Source organism: Lysobacter stagni (assembly GCF_030053425.1).
In the GTDB taxonomy this organism is placed as follows: domain Bacteria; phylum Pseudomonadota; class Gammaproteobacteria; order Xanthomonadales; family Xanthomonadaceae; genus Lysobacter_J; species Lysobacter_J stagni.
The window spans coordinates 297,880-321,253 of record NZ_JASGBI010000001.1 but is presented as its reverse complement, the minus strand read 5'-3'; the positions used below and the strand labels follow the sequence as shown (position 1 = coordinate 321,253).

Below are 23,374 nucleotides of genomic sequence, written 5' to 3'. Positions count from 1 at the left end.
GAGGGGCGGGTAGTGAGGGTCAGACCAGGAACAGATCCTTCGCTTCGTCGGCCGTGACGGGCTCGGCGACGACGTGCAACGGGATGTCGCGGGATTTCGCCTGCGCCGCGTCGAGCGGCCCCGGCGCGGTGACCGCGCCGCGCGAAGCCGAGCTCACCGTCGCCGCGTACTTGGCCAGAACGCCGGTGGTGACGCGCGGCGCGATGCGCGCGGTTGGGCGCGCGCGCAGGTCGGCGTCGACATCGATGCGGCGCGTGCGCACGTCGATGCGAATGCGGTCGCCGTCGCGAAGCTTCGCGATCGGACCGCCACGCGCGGCTTCCGGTGAGATGTGACCGACCATGAAACCGTGGGTCGCGCCGCTGAAGCGGCCGTCAGTGATCAGCGCGACGTCGTTGCCCAGGCCCTGGCCGACCAGCGCCGCGGTCACCGCCAGCATCTCGCGCATGCCGGGGCCGCCCGCGGGGCCTTCGAAACGGATCACGACGACGTCGCCCGCGCGCACGTGGCGCGCCTGCACCGCGGCGAATGCGGCTTCTTCCGAATCGAACACGCGCGCGGTGCCTTCGAAGTGTTCGATGCCGTGGCCGGCGAGCTTGAGGATGCAGCCTTCCGGTGCGAGGTCGCCGTAGAGGATCGAGTAACCCCCGCGCGGCTTGAACGGCTGCGCGACGGGACGCACCACGTCCTGCGCGCCCGCTGCAGGCAGGGCATCGAGTTCGGCGAAGAACGAGCGACCGGTGACCGTGGGGATGTCGTCGATCAACCCGGCCGCGCGCAGTTCGTGCGCGACCAGCGCGGCGCCGCCCATCTCGAACATCTCCGCCGCGGTGTAACGGCCGCCGGGTTTGAGGTCGGCGATCACCGGCGTATGCGCGGTGGCTTCGAATTCCTCCAGGTCGAACGGCACGCCCGCTTCGTGTGCGATCGCCAGCAGGTGCAGTGCTGCATTGGTGGAACCGGCCGTGGCCGAGACCGCGCGCGCCGCGTTTCTCAACGCGGTGGGAGAGAGGAGGTCGCGCGGTCCCGGCCCGCCGTTCCGCAGACGATCCATCACCAGCGCGCCGCAGGCCCGCGCGGCGGCGGGCTTGTCGGCGTGGATGGCGGGGATGTCGTTGAGTTGCAGTGGCGACAGGCCGAGGAACGTCAGCACCATCGCCATCGTGTTGGCGGTGAACTGGCCGCCGCAAGCACCCGCGCCCGGGCAGGCGTGCGACTCGATGCGATGGAGTTCGGCGTCGTCGATGCGGCCGGCCGAATGCGCGCCGACCGCTTCGAACACATCCTGCACGGTCAACGCCTTGTCGGCGCCGTCCTTGCGGCAATGGCCGGGCATGATCGTGCCGCCGTAGAGGATCACCGTCGGGATATCGAGCCGCGCCGCCGCCATCGCTGCGGCGGGGATGGTCTTGTCGCAGCCCACCAGCAGCACCATCGCGTCCAGGCAATGGCCGCTGACGGCCAGCTCGATGGAGTCGGCGATGGTTTCGCGCGAGGCCAGCGAGGCGCGCATGCCGTCCGAGCCCATCGCGATGCCGTCGGTGACGGCGATGGTGTTGAACTCGATCGGCGTGCCGCCATTGGCCATGACGCCGGCGCGCACGTGCTGGGCCAGGTCGCGCAGCGTGAAGTTGCACGGCGACACGTCGGACCAGGTGTGCACCACCGCGACCAGCGGCTTCGCGATGGCGTCGTCGTCCAGCCCGGTGGCGCGCAGCATGGCGCGGGCGGGAGCGCGAGCGGGGCCTTGCTTGATGGCGTTGCTTCTCACGAACCGCGTTCCTCTGATGGGGCAAATCCATGAACCCACCAGGCCTGAAAAACAAAAACCCCGCGCCGTTTCGGGCGCGGGGTCTAGGTTCAGACCTGGGATGTGTGGTGTTGCTTACACGAACCCGTACCCCGCGCTGGCAAGCCCGGTAATAAGTACGAGTACAAGAATGAGCGCGGCCGCGATGGGCGCGGCCTTGGTCAGCAGTGCGAGGGCATTGGCGTCAGCGGCGGCACGCGCGATCGCGACAGGGCGTTTGCCCTGGTTCGATGCGGCCTGCAGGTGGTTGTTGCGCTGCGTCATGACGTCGAGGTAAACATGCGCCGTCCGGGCGTGTCAACAGTTTCTTCTGCAACCGCGTGCAAGCGTGATCGCCGTCGTCCGATGCGCCGGCGATGGTTTCGCCTGCAACGGAAATACCCGTATTGCCGCGCGCGCGTCAGCCCAGCAACACCGTGCGCAGCGCCTGAGGGTCGGCGTCGAGTCGTTGTGCGGAGGCTGGCCACGACAGGGTTTCCGCCAACGCAGGTGGCGGCGGCACGGCATGGCTGACGAGCGGCTCGACGATGCTCTCGAACTTCGCCGGATGCGCGGTCGCGACTACCGCCCAGGGGCGCATGTCGCCGCCGGCGCGCAGACCTTCCAGCACGTGCAGGCCGGTTGCCGTGTGCGGGCAGGGCACCACGCCGTGGCGTTCGGGCGCGTGGCGGAGGGTATCGGTGATGGTGGCGTCGTCCACCGCGTGCGCGGACAGCGATGTGCGCAGGTGGGCATCACTGTCGTGCCAATGGCGCAGGCGTTCGAAATTGCTCGGCGCGCCGACATCCATGGCGTTGGCGAGCGTGGCCTTCGTCGGGCGCGGCAGGTATGGCTCGCCGGCGAAATAGCGTGGCAGCACGTCGTTGGCGTTGCAGGCCAGCACCAGCTCGCCGACCGGCAGCCCCATGCGTCGCGCCAGGAAGGCCGCGCACGCGTTGCCCAGGTTGCCGGTGGGCACGATGACGTTGAGCGGCTCTGCGTGCGCCGCGTGGAAATTCAGCGCCGCATGCGCGTAATAGGCGACCTGTGGCAACAGGCGGCCCAGGCTGATGCTGTTGGCCGAGCTGAGCGAGACCTGGCGTCGCAATGCTTCGTCCGACAACGCCTGCTTGGCCATCCGCTGGCAATCGTCGAACGTGCCCTGCACGCGGAAGGTGCGCACGTTCTCGCCCCAGCATTCCAGGCCGTGGGCCTGGCGCGGCGAGACGCGCCCTTCCGGATACAGGATCACCACGTTGAAGCCGGGGCGTCGATGGAATGCGGACGCCACGGCCGCGCCGGTGTCGCCGGAGGTGGCGACCAGGATGGTGGTCGGCCGCGCGTCCTGCGGGCGCAGTCGCGCCAGCGCTTCGGACAGGAATCGCGCGGCGTAATCCTTGAATGCCGCGGTCGGACCGTGGAAGAGCTCGAGCAGATGGTCGCCGTTGCCGGCAAGCGGGCGCAGTGGCGCATCGAATGCGTACGCATGCGCGCACAACGCGGGCAGCACGTCGCGCAGTGCGGACTCCTCGAAGAAGGGCGAGAGCACGCTCAGCGCCGTGTCGGCGAGCGTCTCGCCCGCGACGAGGTCCGCTTGCGGAATGCGTTCGGGGACATACAGCCCGCCGTCCGGCGCGAGGCCCGCCACCAGTGCGTCATCGATGCGCGTCGACGGCGTGCCGCCGCGCGTGCTGGTGAAGTTCATGCGATCACCTCGGCGCGTGGACCCGCCACGGGCGTAACGTATGCGCGCGAGTCGTAGCCCGCTTCCGCGAAGGCCGCCTGCATCGCCGGCGCTGCCGCTTCGGCCTGCGCCTTCGATGCGAACCACGCGAACGTACTGGGACCGGCGCCGGAGATGCTCGCTCCCAGCGCTCCGGCGTCGAGTGCGGCGCGCTGGGTCCGAGCGAATCCGGGAATCAGCGGTGCGCGGCGCGGTTCGACCAGCAGGTCACGCAGGCCTTCGCGTAGCAACTGTGCGTCGCCACGCTGCAGGCCGGTGAGGAACAGCGCGAGGTGCGCGCTCTGTTCGACGATGACCTGCAGCGGGTATGGATCGGCCAGCACGGCGCGCGCGCGGCGCGTTTCCAGCACCTGGTCCGGATGCACCACGACCGCATGCAGCCATTCGGGCACCTGCAGCGGGATCATGCGCGTACCGGTGGCCATGACCACGCCGCCCAGCAGCATCGGTGCGACGTTGTCGCCGTGGCGGCTGCCGCTGGACACCGATTCGCCATCGAGTGCGAATTCGTACAACGCTTCGCGCGGCAAGGGCGTGTCGAGCAACGCGTTGGCGGCGACCAGTGCGGCCACGCACGAGGCGGCCGAGCCGCCCAGGCCGGAGCCCAGCGGGATGCCTTTCTCCAGTTCCAGTTCGAATCCATGCGCGATGCCCAGCTTCGCGCGCAGCGCGATCAGCGCCTGGCCGGCGGTGTTGCGCTCGGCCTGCAGAGGAAGCGAGTCCGCGCCGGGCACGTCGCCGCGGATGGCGCGGATGCGCACCGTGGGCTCGTCGATGCGGCGCACCTGCGCGATATCGCGCACGCCTTCGATGGAATGCCCCAGCAGGTCGAAGCCCACGCCGATGTTGCCGACGCTGCCGGGCGCAAACGCGCGAACCTGTTGTGGTTCGATGTCTCCACTCATGCGATCACCTCGGCGCGCGCGTCGGCGGCCCAGGGATGTGCGAGACCGAACGGCGAGCCCAGCGACTGTGCGATGCCGAGCACGTCGCCGAACACGCCGGCGGCGGTGACGTCGGGTCCGGCGCCGGGGCCCTGCACGACCAGCGGGTTGTCGGCATAGCGGCGCGTGCGGAACTGGACGAGGTTGTCGGTCAGGCGTGTGTGGCAGCAGGCGTGTTCGGCCGGCAGCGCGACGACGCCGACACTGGCACGGCCATCGCGGTCCAGCTGTGCGAGATGGCGCAGCGATTTCTCCTGCGCGGACGCTTCGCGCCACCGCGCGAGCATCGGCTCGTCCATCTCCTCCAGCCGGGCGAGGAAGGTGTCGCGATCCACTGCGCGCAGCGCCTCGGGCACCAGGTTCTCCACGTCCACATCCTCCAGCGACAGCGCGCGACCGGCTTCGCGCGCCAGGATCACCAGTTTGCGCGCGACGTCGAGGCCGGAGAGATCGTCGCGCGGATCGGGTTCGGTGTAGCCCAGTGCCTGCGCCTCGCGGACGAGCCGGGAGAAGGGCACGGTTCCGTCGAACCGGTTGAACAGCCACGCCAGTGTGCCCGAGAGCATGCCGTCGATGCCGAACAGTTCATCGCCGGTGTCGAGCAGGTTGCGCAGGGTGAGCATCACCGGCAGGCCTGCGCCGACGGTGGCTTCGTAGCGGAAACGACCGCCGCCGTGGCGGCTGGCGTCCTGGATCGCTGCGTAACGCTCCCACGGGCCACTGCCGGCGAGTTTGTTGGGCGTCACCACATGGATGCCGCGCGCGAGCCAGCGTGGGTAGTGCGCGGCCACGGTCGGGCTGGCGCTGCAGTCGACGATCAGGGCATGCGGCAGATGCTCGCCGCGCACGTGGTCGCCGAAGCGGTCCAGATCGACGGCCTCGGCGGCGCCGCCTCCAAGTCGTGCGGCGGCGTCGGCGGGTTCGACACCGCGCTCGTCCAGCACCATCGCGCGGCTGTTGGCGATGGCGCGCAGACGCAGGTCCAGGCCGGAGCGCTGGCGCAGGGAGGGCAGGGCGGCCGACATCTGCACCAGCAACGCGCTGCCGACCTGTCCCGGTCCGATCACGCCGACCGACAGCGTCTGCGGCGACAGCCAGAACGCGGCGTGCGCGGCGCGCAGTGCGCGCGTGGCGTCTCCGGCGCCGATGGCGACGGAAAGGTTGCGTTCGCCCGCCCCCTGCGCGATGGCGCGTGCGTTGACCCGCGCCTGTGCGAGACCGCCGAGCAGGCGCGCGGCCACGCCCGGTGTGCCGACCATGCCATCGCCCACCGCCGCGAGCACCGCGATGTCCTGCGTGAGTGTCACGCCTTGTGCCTGCCCGTCGCCGATGGCGTCGGCGAACGCGGCGGCCACCGCATCGCGCGCGCGCTCGGCCTGGTCGGCGCGCAGCACGCAGCAGATGGAATGTTCGGACGAACCCTGCGAGATCATCGTCACCGACACGCCCGCGCCGCGCAGTGCGCCGAACATGCGCTCGGCCGCACCTGGCACGCCCACCATGCCGTTGCCGACCAGCTCGACGATGGCGAGGTCGCGCACCAGGCTCAGGCCCTTCACGGGCACACCGCCAGGTTCGTTGCGCGGCGAGATCAGCGTGCCGGGCAGTTGCGGGCGCCGCGTGTTGCGGATCCACAGCGGGATGCCGCGCTCCTGCACCGGCGCCATGGTCTGCGGATGCAGCACCTTCGCGCCGAAGTACGCCAGTTCGCAGGCTTCGGCATACGACATCGACGGCAGGCATACGGCCTCGGGCACCAGGCGAGGATCGGCGGAGAGCACACCGTCCACGTCGGTCCAGATGGTCAAGGCGTCGGCGTCGAACAGGTTGGCGAAGATCGCCGCGGAGTAGTCGCTGCCGTTGCGTCCCAGCGTGGTGTCGTGGCCTTTCGCGTCGCGCGCGACGAAGCCGGTGACCACGACATTGCTGTCGCCGCGGCCGGCGCGCCACGCCGCCAGGCGCGCGCGACTGTCGGCCCAGTCGACCGCCATGCCCATCTCGCCGGCATGCACCACCAGCACCTCGCGCGCGTCGAGCCGGTGCCAGCCGGCTTCGCTTCCGCCCAATGCGGCCTGCATCAGGCGCGACGACCAGACTTCGCCCAGTCCGGGAAGCGCATCGGTGGAATCGTCGCTGTCACCGGCGGCCAATGCGGTGAGGCGGTCGGCGAGTGCGTCGAACTCTGCTTCCAGCTCGGCGTGCACCGAGCCGTCGCGCTGCAGGGCATCGGCAGCGGCGAGGTGGCGCGCGCGCAGCGTGTTCCACTCGTCGGCCCAGGCACCGCCGGCGCGGGCGAGTGCGACCAGTGTGATGAGCGTATCGGTAACGCCCTGCATCGCCGAGACCACGACGACGCGCGGACGCGCCGGGTCCTGCAGCAGGGCGGCGGCGGCGCGGTACAACGAAGCATCGGCCAGGCTGCTGCCGCCGAACTTGTGCACGTGGCACGACGGGGCCGGGCGGGGTGAAGCGTCTGCGGGTGGCATGGGGCGGGCTCCTGTGTGGGCTCCGCAACCGCCGGGTGCCATGCCTGCGCACCCGGTCGGGGTGCGGAGGCGTGGCCTTCAGATCACCTGGACACGCCCGTCCGCACCCGCAAGCGAGTGGTACCGGTACCAGTGGTAATCGCAACAGCCGTCATCGCCACGCCGGTGGGCGCGGTACGTACGGTCTGCGGAGGCATGTTGCGATGCGTCATGCGGTCGAGAAGAACACGCGGTTTCCGAGGCTGTCAACAGTTGCATCTGTAACGGGACAACGGCGCTTGCGTCCCGGTCCGGTCGTGCGTGCCGGTGGCCCACCACCGAGCCGACCATTAGCATGCGGCGGCCGGGGAGCCGCGCGCAGGGTGCGTACGAACCAGCGGATGGACTTCAACTGCCGCGTGCGCGGCATGGCTCAGTGCGGGGATTCGTGAACACGTCGACTGCCAGGACCACGCTGTCGTTTGGGGAAGCGTTCGCGGTTGCTGCGATCTGCTTCGGCCTGTCCGTCGTGGCGTCGGTGGAGGCCGTCGCGGTGGGATTTCCCGATCAGGTCTTCTCGGACGCCTCGAACGTGTGGGCCGCGTTCATCGAACTGATGCTGGCCATGGCCGCGGTGTTCTACCTTCGCGTGCGCGACTTCGACGTGCACTCGCTGATACCGCGACCCGACCTGAGTGGCGTCGTGGTCGGCATCGTGCTGTACCTCGTGACGGAGATCGCGTGCACGGCAGTGCTCGCGGTCCTCGGATTGGAAAGCGCGGTCGTCGGGTTTTCCTTTACCGGGGCCTCACTCGGCTCGACCGTCCTCATCTCGATCGTCAACGGGACGTTCGAGGAAGTCTTCCTGCTGGGCGTGCTGACGCGCGGCTTGAGGGAGCAGGGTGCTTCCATCGCCATCGGTCTGTCGTTGCTGGTGCGGCTGTTGACCCATCTCTACCAGGGGCCTGCGGGCGCCGTGTCTATCCTGGTTTTCGGTCTGGTGCTGTCGGTGTTCTACGTGCGAACGGGGCGGCTGTGGCCGGTGGTGTTCGCCCACATCCTCGCCGATGTCGTTCCGATGACCCTGGGCGGGGCGGGCGGCTGAGTTGTCCCGCTCCCGGCCACGTGGTGAAATGCACGCCGAAGCGGGGGTACCGGCGCGCCAGGCGCGACGGTTGAGACAGACCCTTCGAACCTGACGCGGTTGAGACCGCCGTAGGGAAGCTTCGCCGGACGCGCCATGCGTCCGCGCGCCGCCGCTTTCATGCGGAATCTCCGCAGCGCCTGCACGAGTTCCGTGCCGGTTCCCCCTGATCGCAGCGAAGCAGCGGAACGAATGCCATGAACGCAGTCCCGAGCGAACTCATCCAGAAGGCCGAACAGTTGTCGGCCGACGTCACCCGTCCGATCCCGGGCTCGCACAAGATCCACGTCGAAGGCTCGCGCCCCGACGTCCGTGTGCCCATGCGCGAGATCGTGCTGGCGAAGACGCCGACCATGTTCGGCGGCGAGGACAACGCCCCGCTGGCGGTGTACGACACCTCGGGCGCGTACACGGATGCGAACGCGCAGATCGACCTTGCCCGCGGCCTGACGCCGCTGCGCGCGCAGTGGATCGCCGAGCGCGGCGATACCGAAGCGCTCTCGGCGCTGTCGTCGGAGTTCGGTCGCAAGCGCGAGCATGACGCGAAGCTCGATGCGGTGCGCTTCCGCAACCGTCCGCTGCCGCGCCGAGCGGTGTCCGGTGCCAACGTCACGCAGATGCACTACGCGCGTCGCGGCATCGTCACGCCGGAGATGGAGTTCATCGCCATCCGCGAGAACCAGCGGATCGAGGCGATCCGCGAGGCGCACCTGCTGCGCCAGCATCCGGGCGAAAGCTTCGGCGCGAACATCCAGAGGATCATCACGCCGGAATTCGTGCGCGACGAAGTGGCGCGCGGCCGCGCGATCATCCCCAACAACATCAATCATCCGGAAAGCGAGCCGATGATCATCGGCCGCAACTTCCTGACCAAGGTCAACGCGAACATCGGCAACTCCGCCGTGTCCTCGGGCATCGCCGAGGAAGTGGAGAAGCTGGTGTGGTCGATCCGCTGGGGCGCGGACACGGTCATGGACCTGTCCACCGGCAAGCACATCCACGAAACGCGCGAGTGGATCATCCGCAATTCGCCGGTGCCGATCGGCACGGTGCCGATCTACCAGGCACTGGAGAAGGTCGATGGTCGCGCCGAGGAACTCAACTGGGAGATCTTCCGCGACACGCTGATCGAGCAGGCCGAGCAGGGCGTGGACTACTTCACCATCCACGCCGGCGTGCTGCTGCGTTACGTGCCGCTGACGGCAGGGCGCGTGACGGGCATCGTCTCGCGCGGCGGTTCGATCCTGGCCAAGTGGTGCCTGGCGCACCACAAGGAAAACTTCCTCTACACGCATTTCGAGGAGATCTGCGAAATCATGAAGGCCTATGACGTGGCCTTCTCGCTGGGCGATGGCCTGCGCCCGGGCTCGATCGCCGATGCCAACGACGCGGCGCAGTTCGGCGAACTGGAAACGCTGGGCGAGCTGACCAAGATCGCCTGGAAGCACGACGTCCAGACCATGATCGAAGGCCCCGGCCACGTGCCGATGCAGCTGATCAAGGAGAACATGGACAAGCAGCTGCGCGAATGCGGCGAAGCGCCGTTCTACACGCTCGGCCCGCTGACCACCGACATCGCGCCGGGTTACGACCACATCACCAGCGCGATCGGTGCGGCGATGATCGGCTGGTTCGGCACGGCGATGCTCTGCTACGTCACGCCGAAGGAACACCTGGGCCTGCCCAACAAGCACGACGTGCGCGAAGGCCTGATGGCGTACAAGATCGCCGCGCACGCGGCCGACCTGGCCAAGGGCCATCCGGGCGCGCAGGCGCGCGACAACGCGATGAGCAAGGCGCGTTTCGAGTTCCGCTGGGAAGACCAGTTCAATATCGGCCTGGACCCGGAGCGTGCGCGCGAGTACCACGACGAAACGCTGCCGAAGGATGCGCACAAGGTCGCGCACTTCTGCTCGATGTGCGGACCGCATTTCTGCTCGATGAAGATCACGCAGGACGTGCGCGACTACGCGAAGGAGCACGGCGTGGACGAAAACGCGGCGCTTGCCGAGGGCATGGCCGAGAAGTCGGCGGAGTTCCGCGCGCAGGGCGCGCAGGTGTACCGCAAGGCCTGACCGCTTGCGCCCACGTGGCCGGGCCGGCACAGTCGGCCCGTCACGGCAGGTGGGGGTGGTCATGATCGATGAAGCGCAGGGGCCATCGTTCACGGCGTGCTGTCGTGGCGGTATGTCAACTATTACGCCTTGTTCCAGCACGGGCGCGAGGCCCGCTGAGCGGATGGCACAGCGATGAGCGAAGCCCGCTTCCGTACCCTCCGCTGGCGCGTGTCGGCGAGGCGGCATCCGTCCGCCTTCCTGCTCGTCGCACAGCTGTTGAGTCTGGCGATCTACCCCTTGTTCGACGATATGGCCGCTGGCCGCGTGGTGTTCGGCGCGATCGGCGTCCTTGTGCTTGCTCTCGCGGTGTGGGTGGTCAACCGCAGCCCGGCGTTCAACTGGATCGCATGGGCCCTGGCAGGGCCGGCATTCGTGCTGTCGATGCTGGCGGTGGCGCTGGACAACGAGACGTTGCTGGTCGTTTCGTCCGCGCTTGAGGCGGCGCTGTACTTCTATGCCGCCGGCAGCCTCATCGCCTACATGATGAGCGACCACCGCGTCACCACCGATGAGCTTTACGCCGCCGGAGCCACTTTCACGCTGCTCGCGTGGGGCTTCGCGTACGCATTCCTGGTCTGCCAGGCGTGGTACCCGGACAGCTTCACCGGCGCAGTAGAGCCCGAGCGCCCGCGCAAGTGGCTGGAGCTGCTGTTCCTCAGCTTCACCAACCTCTCGGCCGTGGGTCTGGGCGATGTGATTCCGCTGGGGGCCGCCGCGCGCGTGCTGGTGATGTTCGAGCAGTTCGCGGGCGTGGGTTACGTTGCGGTGGTGGTGTCCCGGTTGATCGGGCTCACCATGCTGCGGCACGGTTCGCGCTGATGCCCCGTGACAAAAAAAACGCGCCCGGGGCGCGAATGTTGGAACAGAACGTTCTGTAGGACGTCGGCGAGAGAGGGCCTGAAAGCCCAACCCGTATCGAGGGGTTAAGCCACCAGGACGTTAGAATGTCTCGTGGAACCTCGCTTTCCCCGTCGCGTTGGTGCGGTTTGCGTCTCCTGTCGGAATCGATGACGCCAACTCCCGGCACATGACGGCCGTTCAGCTTGCCGCTCATCATTCGCGGATTCATGCCCAGACCCCCCGATCCCACCATGCCGCACCTGCCGTCAGAGCGACTGCGCGTCGGCGAGTGCGTGGTCGATGTGCCTCTGCGTGAGATCCGGGCCCCCGGCAAGCGTCGTCCGCTGCGCATCACGCCCAAGTCGATGGGCGTGCTCCTGGTACTGGTGGAACAGGCGGGCCGCGTCGTCAGTCGCGACATGCTGATGGCGGAAGTCTGGCCCGACACGCTGCCGACCAACGACGTGGTCACCCAGGCCATCACGCAGCTGCGCAAGGCCTTCGACGACGAGCGCGGCAATCCCAGCTACATCGAGACCATCGCCAAGAACGGTTACCGGTTGCTGGCGCCGATCCAGTGGATCTATGCCGAGGAGCCCGACGGGCGCGCCCCGGTCGCGGACGACGAGCGCTGGGCCGACCCGGCGCGCACCACCGCCAAGTACCCGGCCATCGCCGGCGCCGACCCGAGCGAGCCGCTGTCGCCGGTGCCGTTTCCGGACTCGTCGATGCCACGCGGCACCTGGACGTCGATCGTCGCAGTGCTCTGCACGGTGGCCCTGCTGGTCGCCGCTCTGGTGACGTGGACGATGCTCCGCAATCCGGAGCGGGCAGGTCCGGAGCATCCGGCGCCCGTGTCCAGCGCACAGGGCCTGCGCGCGGAACGGCCGTACCGCCTCATCACCTCGATGCCCGGCTTCGAGGTTTCGCCCACGCTGTCGCCCGACGGCGGCATGGTGGCCTACGTGGCCATTCCGGATGGGCAGCGCAACACCTCGATCCTCGTGCAGACGACCGAGCAGACCCAGCCGCGCCTGTTGACCCGTCCGCCTCCGGGGTACGACGACAGCGCGCCGACGTGGTCGCCGGACGGGCGCTGGATCGCCTTCATGCGCATGGGCAGCAACAGCTGCAGCATCCGCGTGGTCACGCCCAACGCGCGTGCCGAACATGAGGTCGGTGTCTGTGATCGCCGCACACCGCCCACCTTCGACTGGACGCCCGACAGCAGCGGGCTGATTTTCGGCGGCATGTCCGGCGAGAACGGCAGCCTGGGCCTGCGCGTCCTCGACCTGGACAGCGGCCGCTGGCGTTCGATCGAGTACCCGCACCAGCCCGACGATCTCGATACCGCGCCGCGCTACTCGCCGGACGGTCGCTGGATCGTGTTTGTGCGCAATCCGCCGTTGGGCGACTTCTGGCGCATTCCCGCGCAGGGCGGCAATGCCGAGCGCTTGAGTCACCTGCGCGCCGACCTGCGCGGCTGGGACTGGATGCCCGGTGGCCGTGGTCTGCTCTTCAGCGTCATGGTGGAAGGCGATTACCGGTTGTTCCGCCTGGACACGAGTACGGGCGAAGCCGTGCCGGCCGGGATCGACGACGCGCAGTCGCCGGTGGTGGCGCGCGGCGCGCGCGCGCTGGCGTTCGTGCAGCGCCGGCCGTACTTCGGCCTCTACCGCATCAACCTGGCCCAGCAGGGACAGGGCAGCGTGCATGTGATCGAGCCGCTGTTCCCATCCTCGTCGCGCGACTGGCTGCCGTCGATTTCGCCCGATGGCACCCAGCTGGCCTTCGTGTCCGACCGTTCCGGCGCCAGCGCCCTGTGGTGGGGCGACCCGAACCAGCCCGACACCCTGCGCATGGCCAGCGAGGTCCGGGCGGGCACCCGCTACGCGCCGGCGTGGTCGTCCGATTCGCGCCACCTGCTCGTGACCGGGGCCAACCCGCAGGGTCGGGGAACCGTCTATGAGATCAGTACCGGCAGCGGGCAGGTAAGCCCCCTGGAGGTGCCCGATGCCGATCCGTTGCAGGCCCAGTACACCCCCAACCCCCAGCGGTTGCTGGTCCTTTCGGCCAGCAACGAGGGGCTGCCGCAGCTGCGCCTGTACGACCGCAGCCAGAAGCCGTGGCGATCGCTGGGCCAGATCGACGGCGTCTCGCACTTCCAGGTGGACGCTCCGCGCAACCGGATCCTGTTCACCCGGCTGACCGAGAGCGGCCTGTGGGAGGCGTCCCTCACCCTGGCGGCGAATACCATCCGGCGGGTCAACGCCGCCGAGCCGACCGCGGACCGCTACCGCCTCTGGACCGTCACCCCCGCGGGCGAGATCCGCAGCCTGGAGCGACGCGACGACTGTGCCGCCTCGCTGCGCCAGATCAGCCCGCCGGAGGCCGGTGAAGGCCGCTGCCTGGACCAGACCCGACGCAATGCCGTGAACGGATTCAGCCTCGCAGGTCCGCGCGGTGAGGTGGCTTACTTGGCCCTGATCGAGTGGGACGGGGCCGATATCGGTTACATGGAGCTTCCGAAAGAGACGGCGTCCGAACTTCCGGGATGGGTCAAGTAGTTGATTGGAAACGGGAAATTGCCTTCGTAACTATTTCGGCAAAGCTTTCGTTGCGAATTCGTATAAGTCTCCGCCAACTTTCCTGATCTGGGCGGCGCTATTCCGGCAAATCCACTGGCCATTCTCGGCACATGAGGTGAGCCAAGTGGAACAAGTGCAATGGGCGGACCGTGGCCAGCTGCTGCAGGTCGACGCGCCTGACGGTGCGATTCAGGGTGGTTGCGTCGGTGTGTCGCGTCTGGGCAGTGTCCAGGTCGGCGGCGGTTTCTCGATCTGGGTCCAGCTCCACGGCAGCTCATGGGTCGAGGCGAAGGAAGGCAAGTTCCGGCTGCGCAGCGGCGACTGGATCGCCTTCGAGAAGGATTCCAAGCCCACGATCCAGGCGGACCGCTTCGGCGCGGCGATGGGTCTCACGCTCTCCAGCGACGCCATGCGCGAAATGACCCGATTCGCCGACCGTGGCCTGTACGCCGGTCGCGGTCGCGTCTCGCGCCACGAAGCCCGGATCGCCCTGCGCCTGTGGCGAGAAGCGGTGGCGCGAATGGCCGAACACCCCAACGCCGGTCTGGACCTGGCTGCGCTGCGTCCCATCCTGCTGCATCTGGCCGGAATCCAGCGCGACCTGGCCGCCCGTATCCCGCGTTGCCCGGGCCGCTCGCGCAGCCGCAAGCGTCAGGTGTTCGGCCGCCTGCAACGCGCCCGTCTGTATCTGGAAGGCAACTGCGACCGCGTCGTGCGCATCAGCGAGTTGGCCGAGCTGACCAGCTTCTCCAGCTGGTACTTCTCCAAGACGTTCCACAGTCTCTATGAAGAAAGCCCGCAGGCTGCGTCGGCGCGCATGCGCCTGGAGCGCGCGGCCGATCTGCTGACCAGCACCTCGATGATGATCGGCGAGGTCGCCGCCGCCAGCGGGTTCGACAACTGCTGCAGCTTCGCACGCGCCTTCCGTGCGCGCTTCGGCGTTTCCGCTACGCGGTATCGCAGTGCTGCGGGCTCGTCGAAGACCGATTCGGCAAAGTCTGTCTCGATGCGCGTCGAGCGCACGGGAACCTGAGCTACGGCGAAGTCGTCCTCGCAATCGCAAGCAAGCACAAACGGCCGGCGTTCATCGCCGGCCGTTTTTGTTTTCTTTGCCGAGTCGGTGGTTTGTGTCGGCGCGCGACCGTTATCACGTCTTTGCGACAGGCGCGTGTGCGTGGATGGCGATGCGTGGCCGAAGCGTCATGACATGTCCTCGCCGACACAATTCGCAAAGTCTCTCAGCGTCACCCGCAAAGCGGTGGGCCGCACCGGAACGTAAGTTTGATGGGCGTTTAACACGCCCATAACAGTATCTGGAGAGAGATAGATGAACCATCGCAATTTGCGCGCGGCGATGCGCGTCGGCATGCTGCCGGCCGGTATCGCAATCGCGCTTGCGCCGGCGTTTGCCAGCGCGCAGGAAGGTGGCACCGATGCAGCCAATGCGACCACCCTGGATCGCATTGAAGTCACCGGCTCGCGCATTCGCCAGGCCAGCATCGAGACTGCAAACCCGGTCATCATGATGACCCGCGAGCAGATCCAGAAGCAGGGCTTCACCAGCGTCGGCGACATCCTGCAGAACATCACCACGACGGGTTCGCCGGCCATCAGCCGCGCCAACGCCCTGTCGTCGGGTGAAGAAGTGGGCGGTCAGTACGTCGACCTGCGCAACCTCGGCCCGCAGCGCACGCTCGTCCTGCTGGACGGCAAGCGCCTGGGCATCAGCTCGAACGGCTACTCCGACCTGGCTTCGATCCCGACCGCCGTGGTCGAGCGCATTGAAGTGCTGACCGACGGCGCTTCGGCGATCTACGGTTCGGACGCCATCGCGGGCGTCATCAACATCATCACCCGCAAGAACTTCGACGGTCTGGAAGCCAGCGGTTACATCGGCCAGTACGGCGAAGGCGACGGCGACGTCGAGCAGTACAGCTTCCTCCTGGGCAGCACCGGCGAGCGCAGCTCGGTCACCCTGGGCATGGAGTACTCGAAGGAAGAGCCGGTCTACGCACGTGACCGCGACTTCTCGGCCTACCCGTCCGGCCCGTTCCATCGCTTCCCGAACGAAGACGAAGGCGCCAACGGCTGGAGCGGCAACACCGACAAGGGTCGCATCATCACCTCGACCGGCCAGTGGGTGCTGAACCCGGGCGCCGATCCGAGCGACACCGCCAACTTCCACCCGTACGGCGATGGCGACAACTTCGACCTGGTCAACCCGAACCAGCAGATGTTCCTGCGCACGGGTATCGAGCGTCGTTCGATCTTCGCCAACGGCAGCTTCGACTTCACCGACAACATCCGCCTGAACACCGACGCGCTGTATACGCATCGCGAGACGCTTCAGCAGATCGCCGGTTATCCGTTCGGCTCCACCAGCAGCAACGACGGCGTCCGCAACATCTGGACGGCCGACAACGTGTACAACCCGTTCGGTGAGGATGCGCAGTTCATCCGCCGTACCTCGGAAGTGCCGCGTCAGACCAACAACGAGCTGACCACCTACCGCTTCAGCGCCACGCTGGAAGGCGCGTTCGACATCGGCGACAAGCCGTGGAACTGGGACGCCGGCTACGTCTACAACCAGAACAAGGGTGTGCAGACGGGTACCGGTAACCTGTTCATCCCGAACGCCCGCAACGCCCTGGGCGCGAGCTTCATCGACGCCGACGGCGTCGCGCGCTGCGGCGCCGATGCGGACAGCGTGATCGCTGGCTGCGTGCCGTGGAACCCGGCGCTGGGCTTCGGCCAGGCGGGCCCGGGTGGCCTGACCGGCAACCAGGCGCTGCAGGACTACCTGTTCCTGCCGACGCATGACACGTCCGAAGCCACCACGCACATCTACAGCCTGAACCTCAGCGGCACCGTGGCGACCCTGCCGGCCGGTGACCTGAACATGGCCGTGGGTTACGAGCACCGCAAGGAAGACGCGCGCTTCGAGCCGGACGCGCTGAAGCAGTCGGGCCTGAGCACCGACCTCGCGGGCGGCGTCACCGCCGGCGGCTACTCGCTGGACGAGGTCTACCTCGAGTTCAACGTGCCGATCCTCGCCGACATGCCCTTCGCCAAGGAGCTGTCGATCGACGTGGCCGGTCGTTACTCCGACTACGACACCTTCGGCGACACCGTCAACGGCAAGTTCGGCCTGAAGTGGCGTCCGATCGACGACCTGCTGGTCCGCGGCACCTACGCGACGGGCTTCCGCGCCCCGACCCTGGGTGACCTGTACGGCGGCAGCGGCCAGACGTTCGCGTTCTACACCGATCCGTGCGACACCAGCTTCGGTGCAGCTGCCGGCAACCCGTCGGTCGCAGCGCGCTGCCAGGCCGATGGCGTTCCGGTGGACTTCCGCCAGATCGCTTCGGGCGGCACCGTGGCCGCCGGTCCGAACCAGCAGGCCGACTGGCCGTTCACCGTCACCTCCAACGCCAACCTGAAGCCGGAAACCTCGAAGTCGACCACGTTCGGTTTCGTGTACAGCCCGGGCTTCGTCGAAGGCCTGGACGTGAGCCTGGACTGGTGGAAGATCAAGATCGACGACGTCATCGCCGCCGAGACGATGACCGCCATCCTGAACCGCTGCTACGTGCTGGGCATCACCTCGTCGTGCGGCAGCTTCTCGCGTGACACGACCGGCGACATCGGTACGTCGCAGGGCGAGATCTACGACGCGACCGTGACCCTGGTCAACGGTGGTTACCAGGAGACGGCCGGTTACGACTTCAACGTCCGCTACCGCCTGCCGGAGTACTCGATCGGCCAGTTCACCATCGACTGGAAGACCTCGTACATCGACTACTGGGAATACAAGCGCGACAACGAGACCGTCACGCCGGTCGAGCAGAAGAACGGCTGGTCGGTGGACGGCAACGCCTACTTCCGCACCCGCTCGAACGTGAGCGTGGATTGGACGAAGGGCGACTTCGGTGCGACCTGGAGCACGCGTTACTACTCCGGTCTGAAGGAAGCCTGCGCCTACGAGAACGAGTGCAGCGATCCGAACTTCACCTCGTCGTACACGCTGGTGTCGCCGACCAACTCGACCGGCGCCAACACGTTCCACGACGTGCAGTTCCGCTACAACACCCCGTGGAATGCGACGGTCGCCGTCGGTGCCAACAACGTGTTCGATCACCAGGGCACGTACCTGTACACCAGCCCGAACTCGGACTTCGGCACGTACGGTGGCTTCGACATCGGTCGCTTCTACTACCTGAAGTACTCGCAGCGCTTCTGATAGGCCGCGAAGGCAACACGCAACACACTACGGCCCCGCAAGGGGCCGTAGTTCTTTGTGGCCGCCGAAGACTCGCGGCGATCGACAGATACGAAAAAGGCCGCCCGTGTGGGCGGCCTTTTTCATTTCAACGTGGTGCGTGCTTCAGAACTTCGGCTTGTCTTCTTCCGACGTCGCGTTGTAGCGCGCGATGGCGTCGTTGAGGATGGACTTGGCCTCGGCGGCGCCGCCCCAGCCTTCGATCTTCACCCACTTGCCCTTCTCCAGGTCCTTGTAGTGCTGGAAGAAGTGCCCGATGCGATCGAGCCAATGCTGCGAGACCTGCTCGATGTCGGTGACGTGCGCGTAGCCGCCGAAGATCTTCGGAACGGGCACGGCGATCAGCTTCTCGTCGCTGCCGGCCTCGTCGCTCATCTTCAGCACGCCGACCGGCACGCAGCGGATGACCGAACCCGGCACCAGCGGCAGCGGCAGGATCACCAGCACGTCGGCCGGGTCGCCATCGCCGCACAGCGTGTGCGGGACGTAGCCGTAGTTGCACGGGTAGCGCATCGGCGTGGACAGGATGCGATCGACGAAGATCGCGCCCGAAGCCTTGTCCACCTCGTACTTGACCGGCTCGGCGTCCTTCGGGATTTCGATGATGACGTTGATCTCATCCGGCGGGTTCTTGCCGGTGGGGACGAGGTCCAGACCCATGCGTAACTCCAACTGCTGAGGGCCTCGCCGGAAGGCGGGGCGGGTTTTCGGGAAAGCGGGCGGGCATTTTACGCGGCTGGGTGCTGCGGCGCAGCAGGGGCGAGGTGGGCCGCTTACGCGGCACGGCCGCGTGGCCTGCCGGGGAGCGGGGAGGGCTGTTCAGAGGGGTGGTTTCGCGCCATGGATGGCATCGGGGCATCCGAAGACCTCTCCAGGTGCGGCTCCGGCCCAACGGCGGCCCCTTGGCCCCGGCGCCCGTCCGCCGTTGGTGACTTCCGGCCGTGCCTCCACCGCGCTCCGGCCCGTACCCTCAGGACGCAACCGAACGCCGGGAGGGCGGCCATGCGGCATCTGATCGGAATGCTCCTGGCCGGCGCCGCCGCCGCCGCGCAGGCCCAGCCGGCCCCGCCGTTGCCGGGTGCGCCATGGAATGGGGGCGCCGACGACTGCTCAAAGGCGCAGGTGTCGCCGCTGCAGCGCCGCCACATCGACGTGCGCACCTTCGCCTTCCGCCAGAACCCCTGCGCGAGTTTCGAGGCCAACTTCCTGTACCTGGTGGTCGGCGACGACCGCGCGCTGCTGATCGACACCGGCGCCATCTCCGATGCCGCGCGCATGCCGCTGGTCGCGCAGGTGCGGGAACTGTCGGGCGGAAAGCCGCTGATCGTCGCGCACACCCATGGCCATCGCGATCATCGCGACGGCGACGCGCTGTTCGCGAACCAGCCGGATGTCCGGATCGTTCCGCCGGACGAATCGGGTGTGCGCAGCTTCTACGGCTTCGCGCGCTGGCCCGAGGGCGTCGCGCAAGTCGATCTGGGCGGGCGCACCGTCGAAGTGCTGCCCGCGCCCGGCCACGACGATGACCACGTGGTGTTCTACGACCGCGAGTCGCGCACGTTGTTCACCGGCGATTTCCTGCTGCCCGGCCGCATCACCGTGTCCGACATCGACGCGTTCCGCGCCAGCGCGCATCGCGTCGCCGCGTTCGTGCGCGAGCGCCCCGTCACGCGCGTGCTGGGTGGGCACGTCGAAATGGACAGGGCGGGGCGCCTGTATCCGCACGGCGCCACGTACCATCCGGACGAGCGTCCCCTCGAACTCGCACGCGCCGACGTGCTGGCGCTGCCCGCGGCGATGGACGGATTCAACGGTTTCTACGCGCGGCATGCGAACTTCGTCATCACGAATCCGATCCGCAACCTGATGGCAGTCGCGGGCCTCGTCGTGCTGCTGCTTGGCGTGCTGGTCTGGTTGTCCGTCCGGGCGATCCGGCGGCGTCGCGCGCGGGTCGCTGCGCGGGCCTGAGGCCCCAAACGACAACGGCGGCCGTGAGGCCGCCGTGTCGGACGCACTGCGATGTCGCTTACAGCAGCGGCACCATCAGCAGCGCGACGATGTTGATGATCTTGATCAGCGGATTGATGGCCGGGCCGGCGGTGTCCTTGTACGGGTCGCCGACGGTGTCGCCGGTGACCGCCGCCTTGTGCGCGTCCGAGCCCTTGCCGCCGAAGTGGCCGTCCTCGATGTACTTCTTGGCGTTGTCCCATGCGCCGCCGCCGGTGGTCATCGAGATCGCCACGAACAGGCCCGTCACGATGGTGCCGATCAGCAGGCCGCCCAGCGCCTTCGGGCCCAGCGCCAGGCCGACGATGATCGGCACGATCACCGGCAGCAGCGAGGGCACGATCATTTCCTTGATCGCCGAGCGGGTGAGCATGTCCACCGCTTTGTCGTACTCGGGCTTGGCGGTGCCTTCCATGATCCCGGGGATCTGGCGGAACTGGCGGCGCACTTCCTCCACCACCGCACCGGCCGCACGGCCCACGGCTTCCATCGCCATCGCGCCGAACAGGTACGGGATCAGGCCGCCGATGAGGAGGCCGATGATGACGGTGTGGTCGGACAGGTCGAACGCGAACGTCTGGCCCGGATTGGCCGCCTGCAGGTTGTGCGTGTAATCGGCGAACAGCACCAGCGAGGCCAGCGCCGCCGAACCGATCGCATACCCCTTGGTCACCGCCTTGGTGGTGTTACCCACGGCGTCCAGGGGGTCGGTGACGGCGCGCACTTCCGGCGGAAGCTCGGCCATCTCGGCGATGCCGCCGGCGTTGTCGGTGATCGGACCGTACGCGTCCAGCGCGACGATCATGCCGGCCATCGACAGCATGGACGTTGCCGCGATGGCGATGCCGTACAGACCGCCCAGATGGAACGAAAACCAGATCGCCGCGCACACCGCGATCACCGGCAGCGCGGTCGACTTCATCGACACGCCCAGGCCCGCGATGATGTTGGTGCCGTGACCGGTGGTGGATGCGGCTGCGACGTGGCGCACCGGCTTGAACTGCGTGCCGGTGTAGTACTCGGTGATCCACACGATCGCACCGGTCAGCACCAGGCCGATCAGCGCGCAACCGTAGAGGTTCATCGCACCCTTCGCGAAACCACCCATCAGCGAGGTGGTGATCGGATAGAACGCGATGGCGGCGAGCACCGCGGAAACGATGACGCCCTTGTACAGCGCGCCCATGATCGAGCCGCCGGCCTTCACCTTCACGAAGAACGCGCCAATGATCGAAGCGATGATCGACACGCCGCCCAGCACCAGCGGATAGAGCACCGCGTTGGGGCCGGCTTCGGTGGCCATCAGGCCGCCCAGCAGCATCGTCGCGATCACCGTGACGGCGTAGGTTTCGAACAGGTCCGCTGCCATGCCCGCGCAGTCGCCGACGTTGTCGCCGACGTTGTCGGCGATCACCGCCGGGTTGCGCGGATCGTCTTCGGGAATGCCGGCTTCGACCTTGCCCACCAGGTCCGCGCCGACGTCGGCGCCCTTGGTGAAGATGCCGCCGCCCAGTCGCGCGAAGATCGAGATCAGCGAGGAACCGAAGGCCAGGCCGACCAGCGCGTGCAGCGACTGCTCGACCGTGTAACCCATGTGGCGATTGAGCACCACGAAGTAACCGGCCACGCCCAGCAGGCCCAGGCCGACCACGAGCATGCCGGTGATCGCGCCGCCGCGGAACGCGACATCCATCGCCGGCCCTATGCCCCTGCGCGCTGCCTCGGCCGTGCGCACGTTGGCGCGCACCGACACGTTCATGCCGATGTAACCGGCCGCACCGGACAGTACCGCGCCGATCAGGAACCCGATCGCCGAAGCCCAGCCGAGGAAGAAACCGATCACCAGGAACAGCACCACGCCGGCGATGGCGATGGTCGTGTACTGGCGGTTGAGATAGGCGCGTGCGCCTTCCTGGATCGCGCCGGCGATCTGCTGCATGCGTTCGTTGCCGGCAGGTTGCGCGGTGATCCATCGCGCGGAAACGATCCCGTACAGGATCGCGATGACGGCGCAAGCCAGCGCCAAGGCCAAACCGTACTGCTCCAGCATGAACCCCTCCCCGTTAGAGTGGATACATCGGAATTTCGAGTTGTTACCTTTCTAGTTGTAGCTGCGCGGGTCGTGGGTCACCGCTGCAACGGGTGGACTATCGCACAGGCCCCGTCGGGGCGCACGCCGTGAACGCAGCATTCAGCGCACCCATGCCAGCCTGCGATGGCTGTCACGGACGGAGATCGAGTGTCATGCGGCTGTTGCCTCTTCTTCTCGTCGCGTTCATCGCGCAGGTCGCGGCCGCGGAGCCCAAGCCGGAAATCGCCCGTGGGCCCGTGCAGCCCCAGGCGCAGAACGTGGTCCATACGCTGCGCCAGATCCCCGAGGCCTGCGCGCGCCTGGAAGGCATGTTCACCGGCCAGGCGAACGATCCCTATGCGTTCACCGTGGTGCGCACCAGTCCGCAATGCCAGCCGCGTGCGCGCTTCGTCGATGCGGCGAAAGTGAAGCCCGCGACGGCGAACGGCTGGCTGCTCAACGATCTGATCCGCGTGCCCAGCGCAGCGTGCCCATCGCAGCAGGCGGTGGTTCGCGTGTGGCGTAAGCCGCTGGACAAGACGCCGAAGCTGGACGCGCAGGGCAAGGCGCGCATCTACCTGCAGGAATCGAAGCAGCAGCAGGCGACCGGACAGGTTGCGCCCGTGCCGATGTTCGCGGCGGAAGCGGCGGTCGAGGGACGCGCCTGCGGCGGATGAGGCCGGAAAGGACGGCGACCGGAATCCGGTCGCCGTCGATCCAGGCAGCGATCAGTCGGCGGTGATCGCAGTGCGGTGCGGGTGGGCTACCACGCGCACCTTGCCGCCCTGCAGCAGCGGGTTTTCCGTCACCGTCTCGGAACCGGTGTGGTACATGAACATCACCGGGCCGGCCAGGATCGGCGAAACGTTGGTCGCCGAGCCCGTCGCGGTGTCCTTCTTTCCGACGTGCGTCTGGTCGGGCGACAACATCACGTAGGCCGGCGTCGTGGTCGACGGATTGAGGAACACGTCCAGCGAGTACGTACTCCCGCGTCGCGTGAACTGCTCGAATCCGTAACGACGAAGCGGCTTCATGTCGGCGTCGAGGACGTCCAGCGCTGCGGCAAACGTGCCGCCCGTGGACAACTGCACCGAGACCTTCACCTCCGCCGGCGGCGTGATCGATTCCAGGCGATACAGCGCCACCGGGACCGGTGTTCCTTCCGCGGGGCGGTAGCACCGCGCCACGCTGGCGAACTCGACGAAGCCTTCATGCTCGTCGAGCTCCTCGCCCGGCACGGGGAACTTCAGCGGCATGCCGGACACGGCCTGAAGGCTGTCCACGCAGTTCATCGAAACGTTGGGCATGGCGGCCTTGTAGGCGATGCCCGAACAGCCGGTGAGCGATGCCGTCAGCAACAATGCCAGTGCGATCGCACGCATGTCG

Annotated in this window: 16 protein-coding genes; 8 read left to right on the top strand and 8 right to left on the bottom strand. The window is 67.7% G+C overall.

Features of this window, described 5'->3' with window-relative positions; translation table 11 throughout:
• Positions 1–19: 19 nt before the first annotated feature.
• The 5 genes from ilvD to thrA all read right to left on the bottom strand — a co-directional run bounded on the left by ilvD (position 20) and on the right by thrA (position 6,963).
• On the bottom strand, positions 20–1,771 hold the full coding sequence (gene ilvD, locus QLQ15_RS01420; RefSeq protein ID WP_283211079.1) for a dihydroxy-acid dehydratase: 1,752 nt from the start codon (positions 1,769–1,771) through the stop codon (positions 20–22).
• 114 nt (positions 1,772–1,885) lie between these two features.
• The gene (locus QLQ15_RS01415; RefSeq protein WP_283211078.1) at positions 1,886–2,074 is read right to left on the bottom strand and encodes a hypothetical protein; all 189 of its coding nucleotides are present in this window, start codon (positions 2,072–2,074) and stop codon (positions 1,886–1,888) included.
• A 136-nt stretch (positions 2,075–2,210) separates the two neighbouring features.
• Positions 2,211–3,494, bottom strand: a complete 1,284-nt coding sequence (gene thrC / locus QLQ15_RS01410) for a threonine synthase (protein WP_283211077.1) — start codon at positions 3,492–3,494, stop codon at positions 2,211–2,213.
• Entirely contained in the window at positions 3,491–4,438 is a 948-nt protein-coding gene (locus QLQ15_RS01405) for a homoserine kinase (protein ID WP_283211076.1), read from the bottom strand. Before QLQ15_RS01405 ends, thrC begins: the two co-directional genes overlap by 4 nt.
• Complete coding sequence (gene thrA / locus QLQ15_RS01400) at positions 4,435–6,963, bottom strand: bifunctional aspartate kinase/homoserine dehydrogenase I (protein ID WP_283211075.1); 2,529 nt, start codon at positions 6,961–6,963, stop codon at positions 4,435–4,437. The genes QLQ15_RS01405 and thrA overlap by 4 nt, the downstream gene beginning before the upstream one ends.
• Before the next feature lie 427 nt (positions 6,964–7,390).
• Here thrA and QLQ15_RS01395 point away from each other — a divergent pair, with 427 nt between their 5' ends.
• The 6 genes from QLQ15_RS01395 (at position 7,391) to QLQ15_RS01370 (ending at position 17,871) form a co-directional block, all read left to right on the top strand.
• Positions 7,391–8,047: a CPBP family intramembrane glutamic endopeptidase gene (locus tag QLQ15_RS01395; protein WP_283211074.1), complete on the top strand. Its 657-nt coding sequence runs from the start codon at positions 7,391–7,393 to the stop codon at positions 8,045–8,047.
• Positions 8,048–8,283: 236 nt separating this feature from the next.
• Positions 8,284–10,161: a phosphomethylpyrimidine synthase ThiC gene (gene thiC, locus QLQ15_RS01390; RefSeq protein ID WP_283211073.1), complete on the top strand. Its 1,878-nt coding sequence runs from the start codon at positions 8,284–8,286 to the stop codon at positions 10,159–10,161.
• Positions 10,162–10,335: 174 nt separating this feature from the next.
• Complete coding sequence (locus tag QLQ15_RS01385; RefSeq protein WP_283211072.1) at positions 10,336–11,022, top strand: ion channel; 687 nt, start codon at positions 10,336–10,338, stop codon at positions 11,020–11,022.
• A gap of 248 nt (positions 11,023–11,270) precedes the next feature.
• Entirely contained in the window at positions 11,271–13,610 is a 2,340-nt protein-coding gene (locus tag QLQ15_RS01380) for a winged helix-turn-helix domain-containing protein (protein ID WP_283211071.1), read from the top strand.
• Between the two features lie 145 nt (positions 13,611–13,755).
• Positions 13,756–14,664: a helix-turn-helix domain-containing protein gene (locus QLQ15_RS01375; protein ID WP_283211070.1), complete on the top strand. Its 909-nt coding sequence runs from the start codon at positions 13,756–13,758 to the stop codon at positions 14,662–14,664.
• Positions 14,665–14,958: 294 nt separating this feature from the next.
• Positions 14,959–17,871 carry a TonB-dependent receptor domain-containing protein gene (locus tag QLQ15_RS01370; RefSeq protein ID WP_283211069.1) on the top strand — a complete coding sequence of 971 codons (2,913 nt, stop codon included), beginning with the start codon at positions 14,959–14,961 and terminating at the stop codon, positions 17,869–17,871.
• A gap of 144 nt (positions 17,872–18,015) precedes the next feature.
• Here the strand turns inward: QLQ15_RS01370 and ppa are convergent, their stop codons facing one another.
• On the bottom strand, positions 18,016–18,570 hold the full coding sequence (ppa, locus tag QLQ15_RS01365; RefSeq protein ID WP_283211068.1) for an inorganic diphosphatase: 555 nt from the start codon (positions 18,568–18,570) through the stop codon (positions 18,016–18,018).
• A gap of 342 nt (positions 18,571–18,912) precedes the next feature.
• Between ppa and QLQ15_RS01360 the strand changes: the two genes are divergently transcribed.
• Positions 18,913–19,878: an MBL fold metallo-hydrolase gene (locus tag QLQ15_RS01360; RefSeq protein ID WP_283211067.1), complete on the top strand. Its 966-nt coding sequence runs from the start codon at positions 18,913–18,915 to the stop codon at positions 19,876–19,878.
• Between the two features lie 58 nt (positions 19,879–19,936).
• Here QLQ15_RS01360 and QLQ15_RS01355 read toward each other — a convergent pair whose 3' ends face one another.
• The gene (locus QLQ15_RS01355) at positions 19,937–21,967 is read right to left on the bottom strand and encodes a sodium-translocating pyrophosphatase (protein ID WP_283211066.1); all 2,031 of its coding nucleotides are present in this window, start codon (positions 21,965–21,967) and stop codon (positions 19,937–19,939) included.
• A 152-nt stretch (positions 21,968–22,119) separates the two neighbouring features.
• Between QLQ15_RS01355 and QLQ15_RS01350 the strand changes: the two genes are divergently transcribed.
• Positions 22,120–22,665: a hypothetical protein gene (locus tag QLQ15_RS01350; RefSeq protein ID WP_432277834.1), complete on the top strand. Its 546-nt coding sequence runs from the start codon at positions 22,120–22,122 to the stop codon at positions 22,663–22,665.
• Between the two features lie 51 nt (positions 22,666–22,716).
• On the opposite strand, the gene QLQ15_RS01345 is transcribed toward QLQ15_RS01350, so the two are convergent.
• Positions 22,717–23,370 carry a hypothetical protein gene (locus QLQ15_RS01345; protein WP_283211064.1) on the bottom strand — a complete coding sequence of 218 codons (654 nt, stop codon included), beginning with the start codon at positions 23,368–23,370 and terminating at the stop codon, positions 22,717–22,719.
• Between the last annotated feature and the right edge of the window lie 4 nt (positions 23,371–23,374).

Coding starts and splice junctions, on each gene's coding strand:
- QLQ15_RS01415 (WP_283211078.1), bottom strand. CDS start 2,074: ATGACGCAGCGCAACAACCACCTGCAGGCCGCATCGAACCAGGGCAAA.
- thrC (WP_283211077.1), bottom strand. CDS start 3,494: ATGAACTTCACCAGCACGCGCGGCGGCACGCCGTCGACGCGCATCGAT.
- QLQ15_RS01405 (WP_283211076.1), bottom strand. CDS start 4,438: ATGAGTGGAGACATCGAACCACAACAGGTTCGCGCGTTTGCGCCCGGC.
- thrA (WP_283211075.1), bottom strand. CDS start 6,963: ATGCCACCCGCAGACGCTTCACCCCGCCCGGCCCCGTCGTGCCACGTG.
- thiC (WP_283211073.1), top strand. CDS start 8,284: ATGAACGCAGTCCCGAGCGAACTCATCCAGAAGGCCGAACAGTTGTCG.
- QLQ15_RS01385 (WP_283211072.1), top strand. CDS start 10,336: ATGAGCGAAGCCCGCTTCCGTACCCTCCGCTGGCGCGTGTCGGCGAGG.
- QLQ15_RS01380 (WP_283211071.1), top strand. CDS start 11,271: ATGCCCAGACCCCCCGATCCCACCATGCCGCACCTGCCGTCAGAGCGA.
- QLQ15_RS01370 (WP_283211069.1), top strand. CDS start 14,959: ATGAACCATCGCAATTTGCGCGCGGCGATGCGCGTCGGCATGCTGCCG.
- ppa (WP_283211068.1), bottom strand. CDS start 18,570: ATGGGTCTGGACCTCGTCCCCACCGGCAAGAACCCGCCGGATGAGATC.
- QLQ15_RS01360 (WP_283211067.1), top strand. CDS start 18,913: ATGCGGCATCTGATCGGAATGCTCCTGGCCGGCGCCGCCGCCGCCGCG.
- QLQ15_RS01355 (WP_283211066.1), bottom strand. CDS start 21,967: ATGCTGGAGCAGTACGGTTTGGCCTTGGCGCTGGCTTGCGCCGTCATC.
- QLQ15_RS01350 (WP_432277834.1), top strand. CDS start 22,120: ATGCCAGCCTGCGATGGCTGTCACGGACGGAGATCGAGTGTCATGCGG.
- QLQ15_RS01345 (WP_283211064.1), bottom strand. CDS start 23,370: ATGCGTGCGATCGCACTGGCATTGTTGCTGACGGCATCGCTCACCGGC.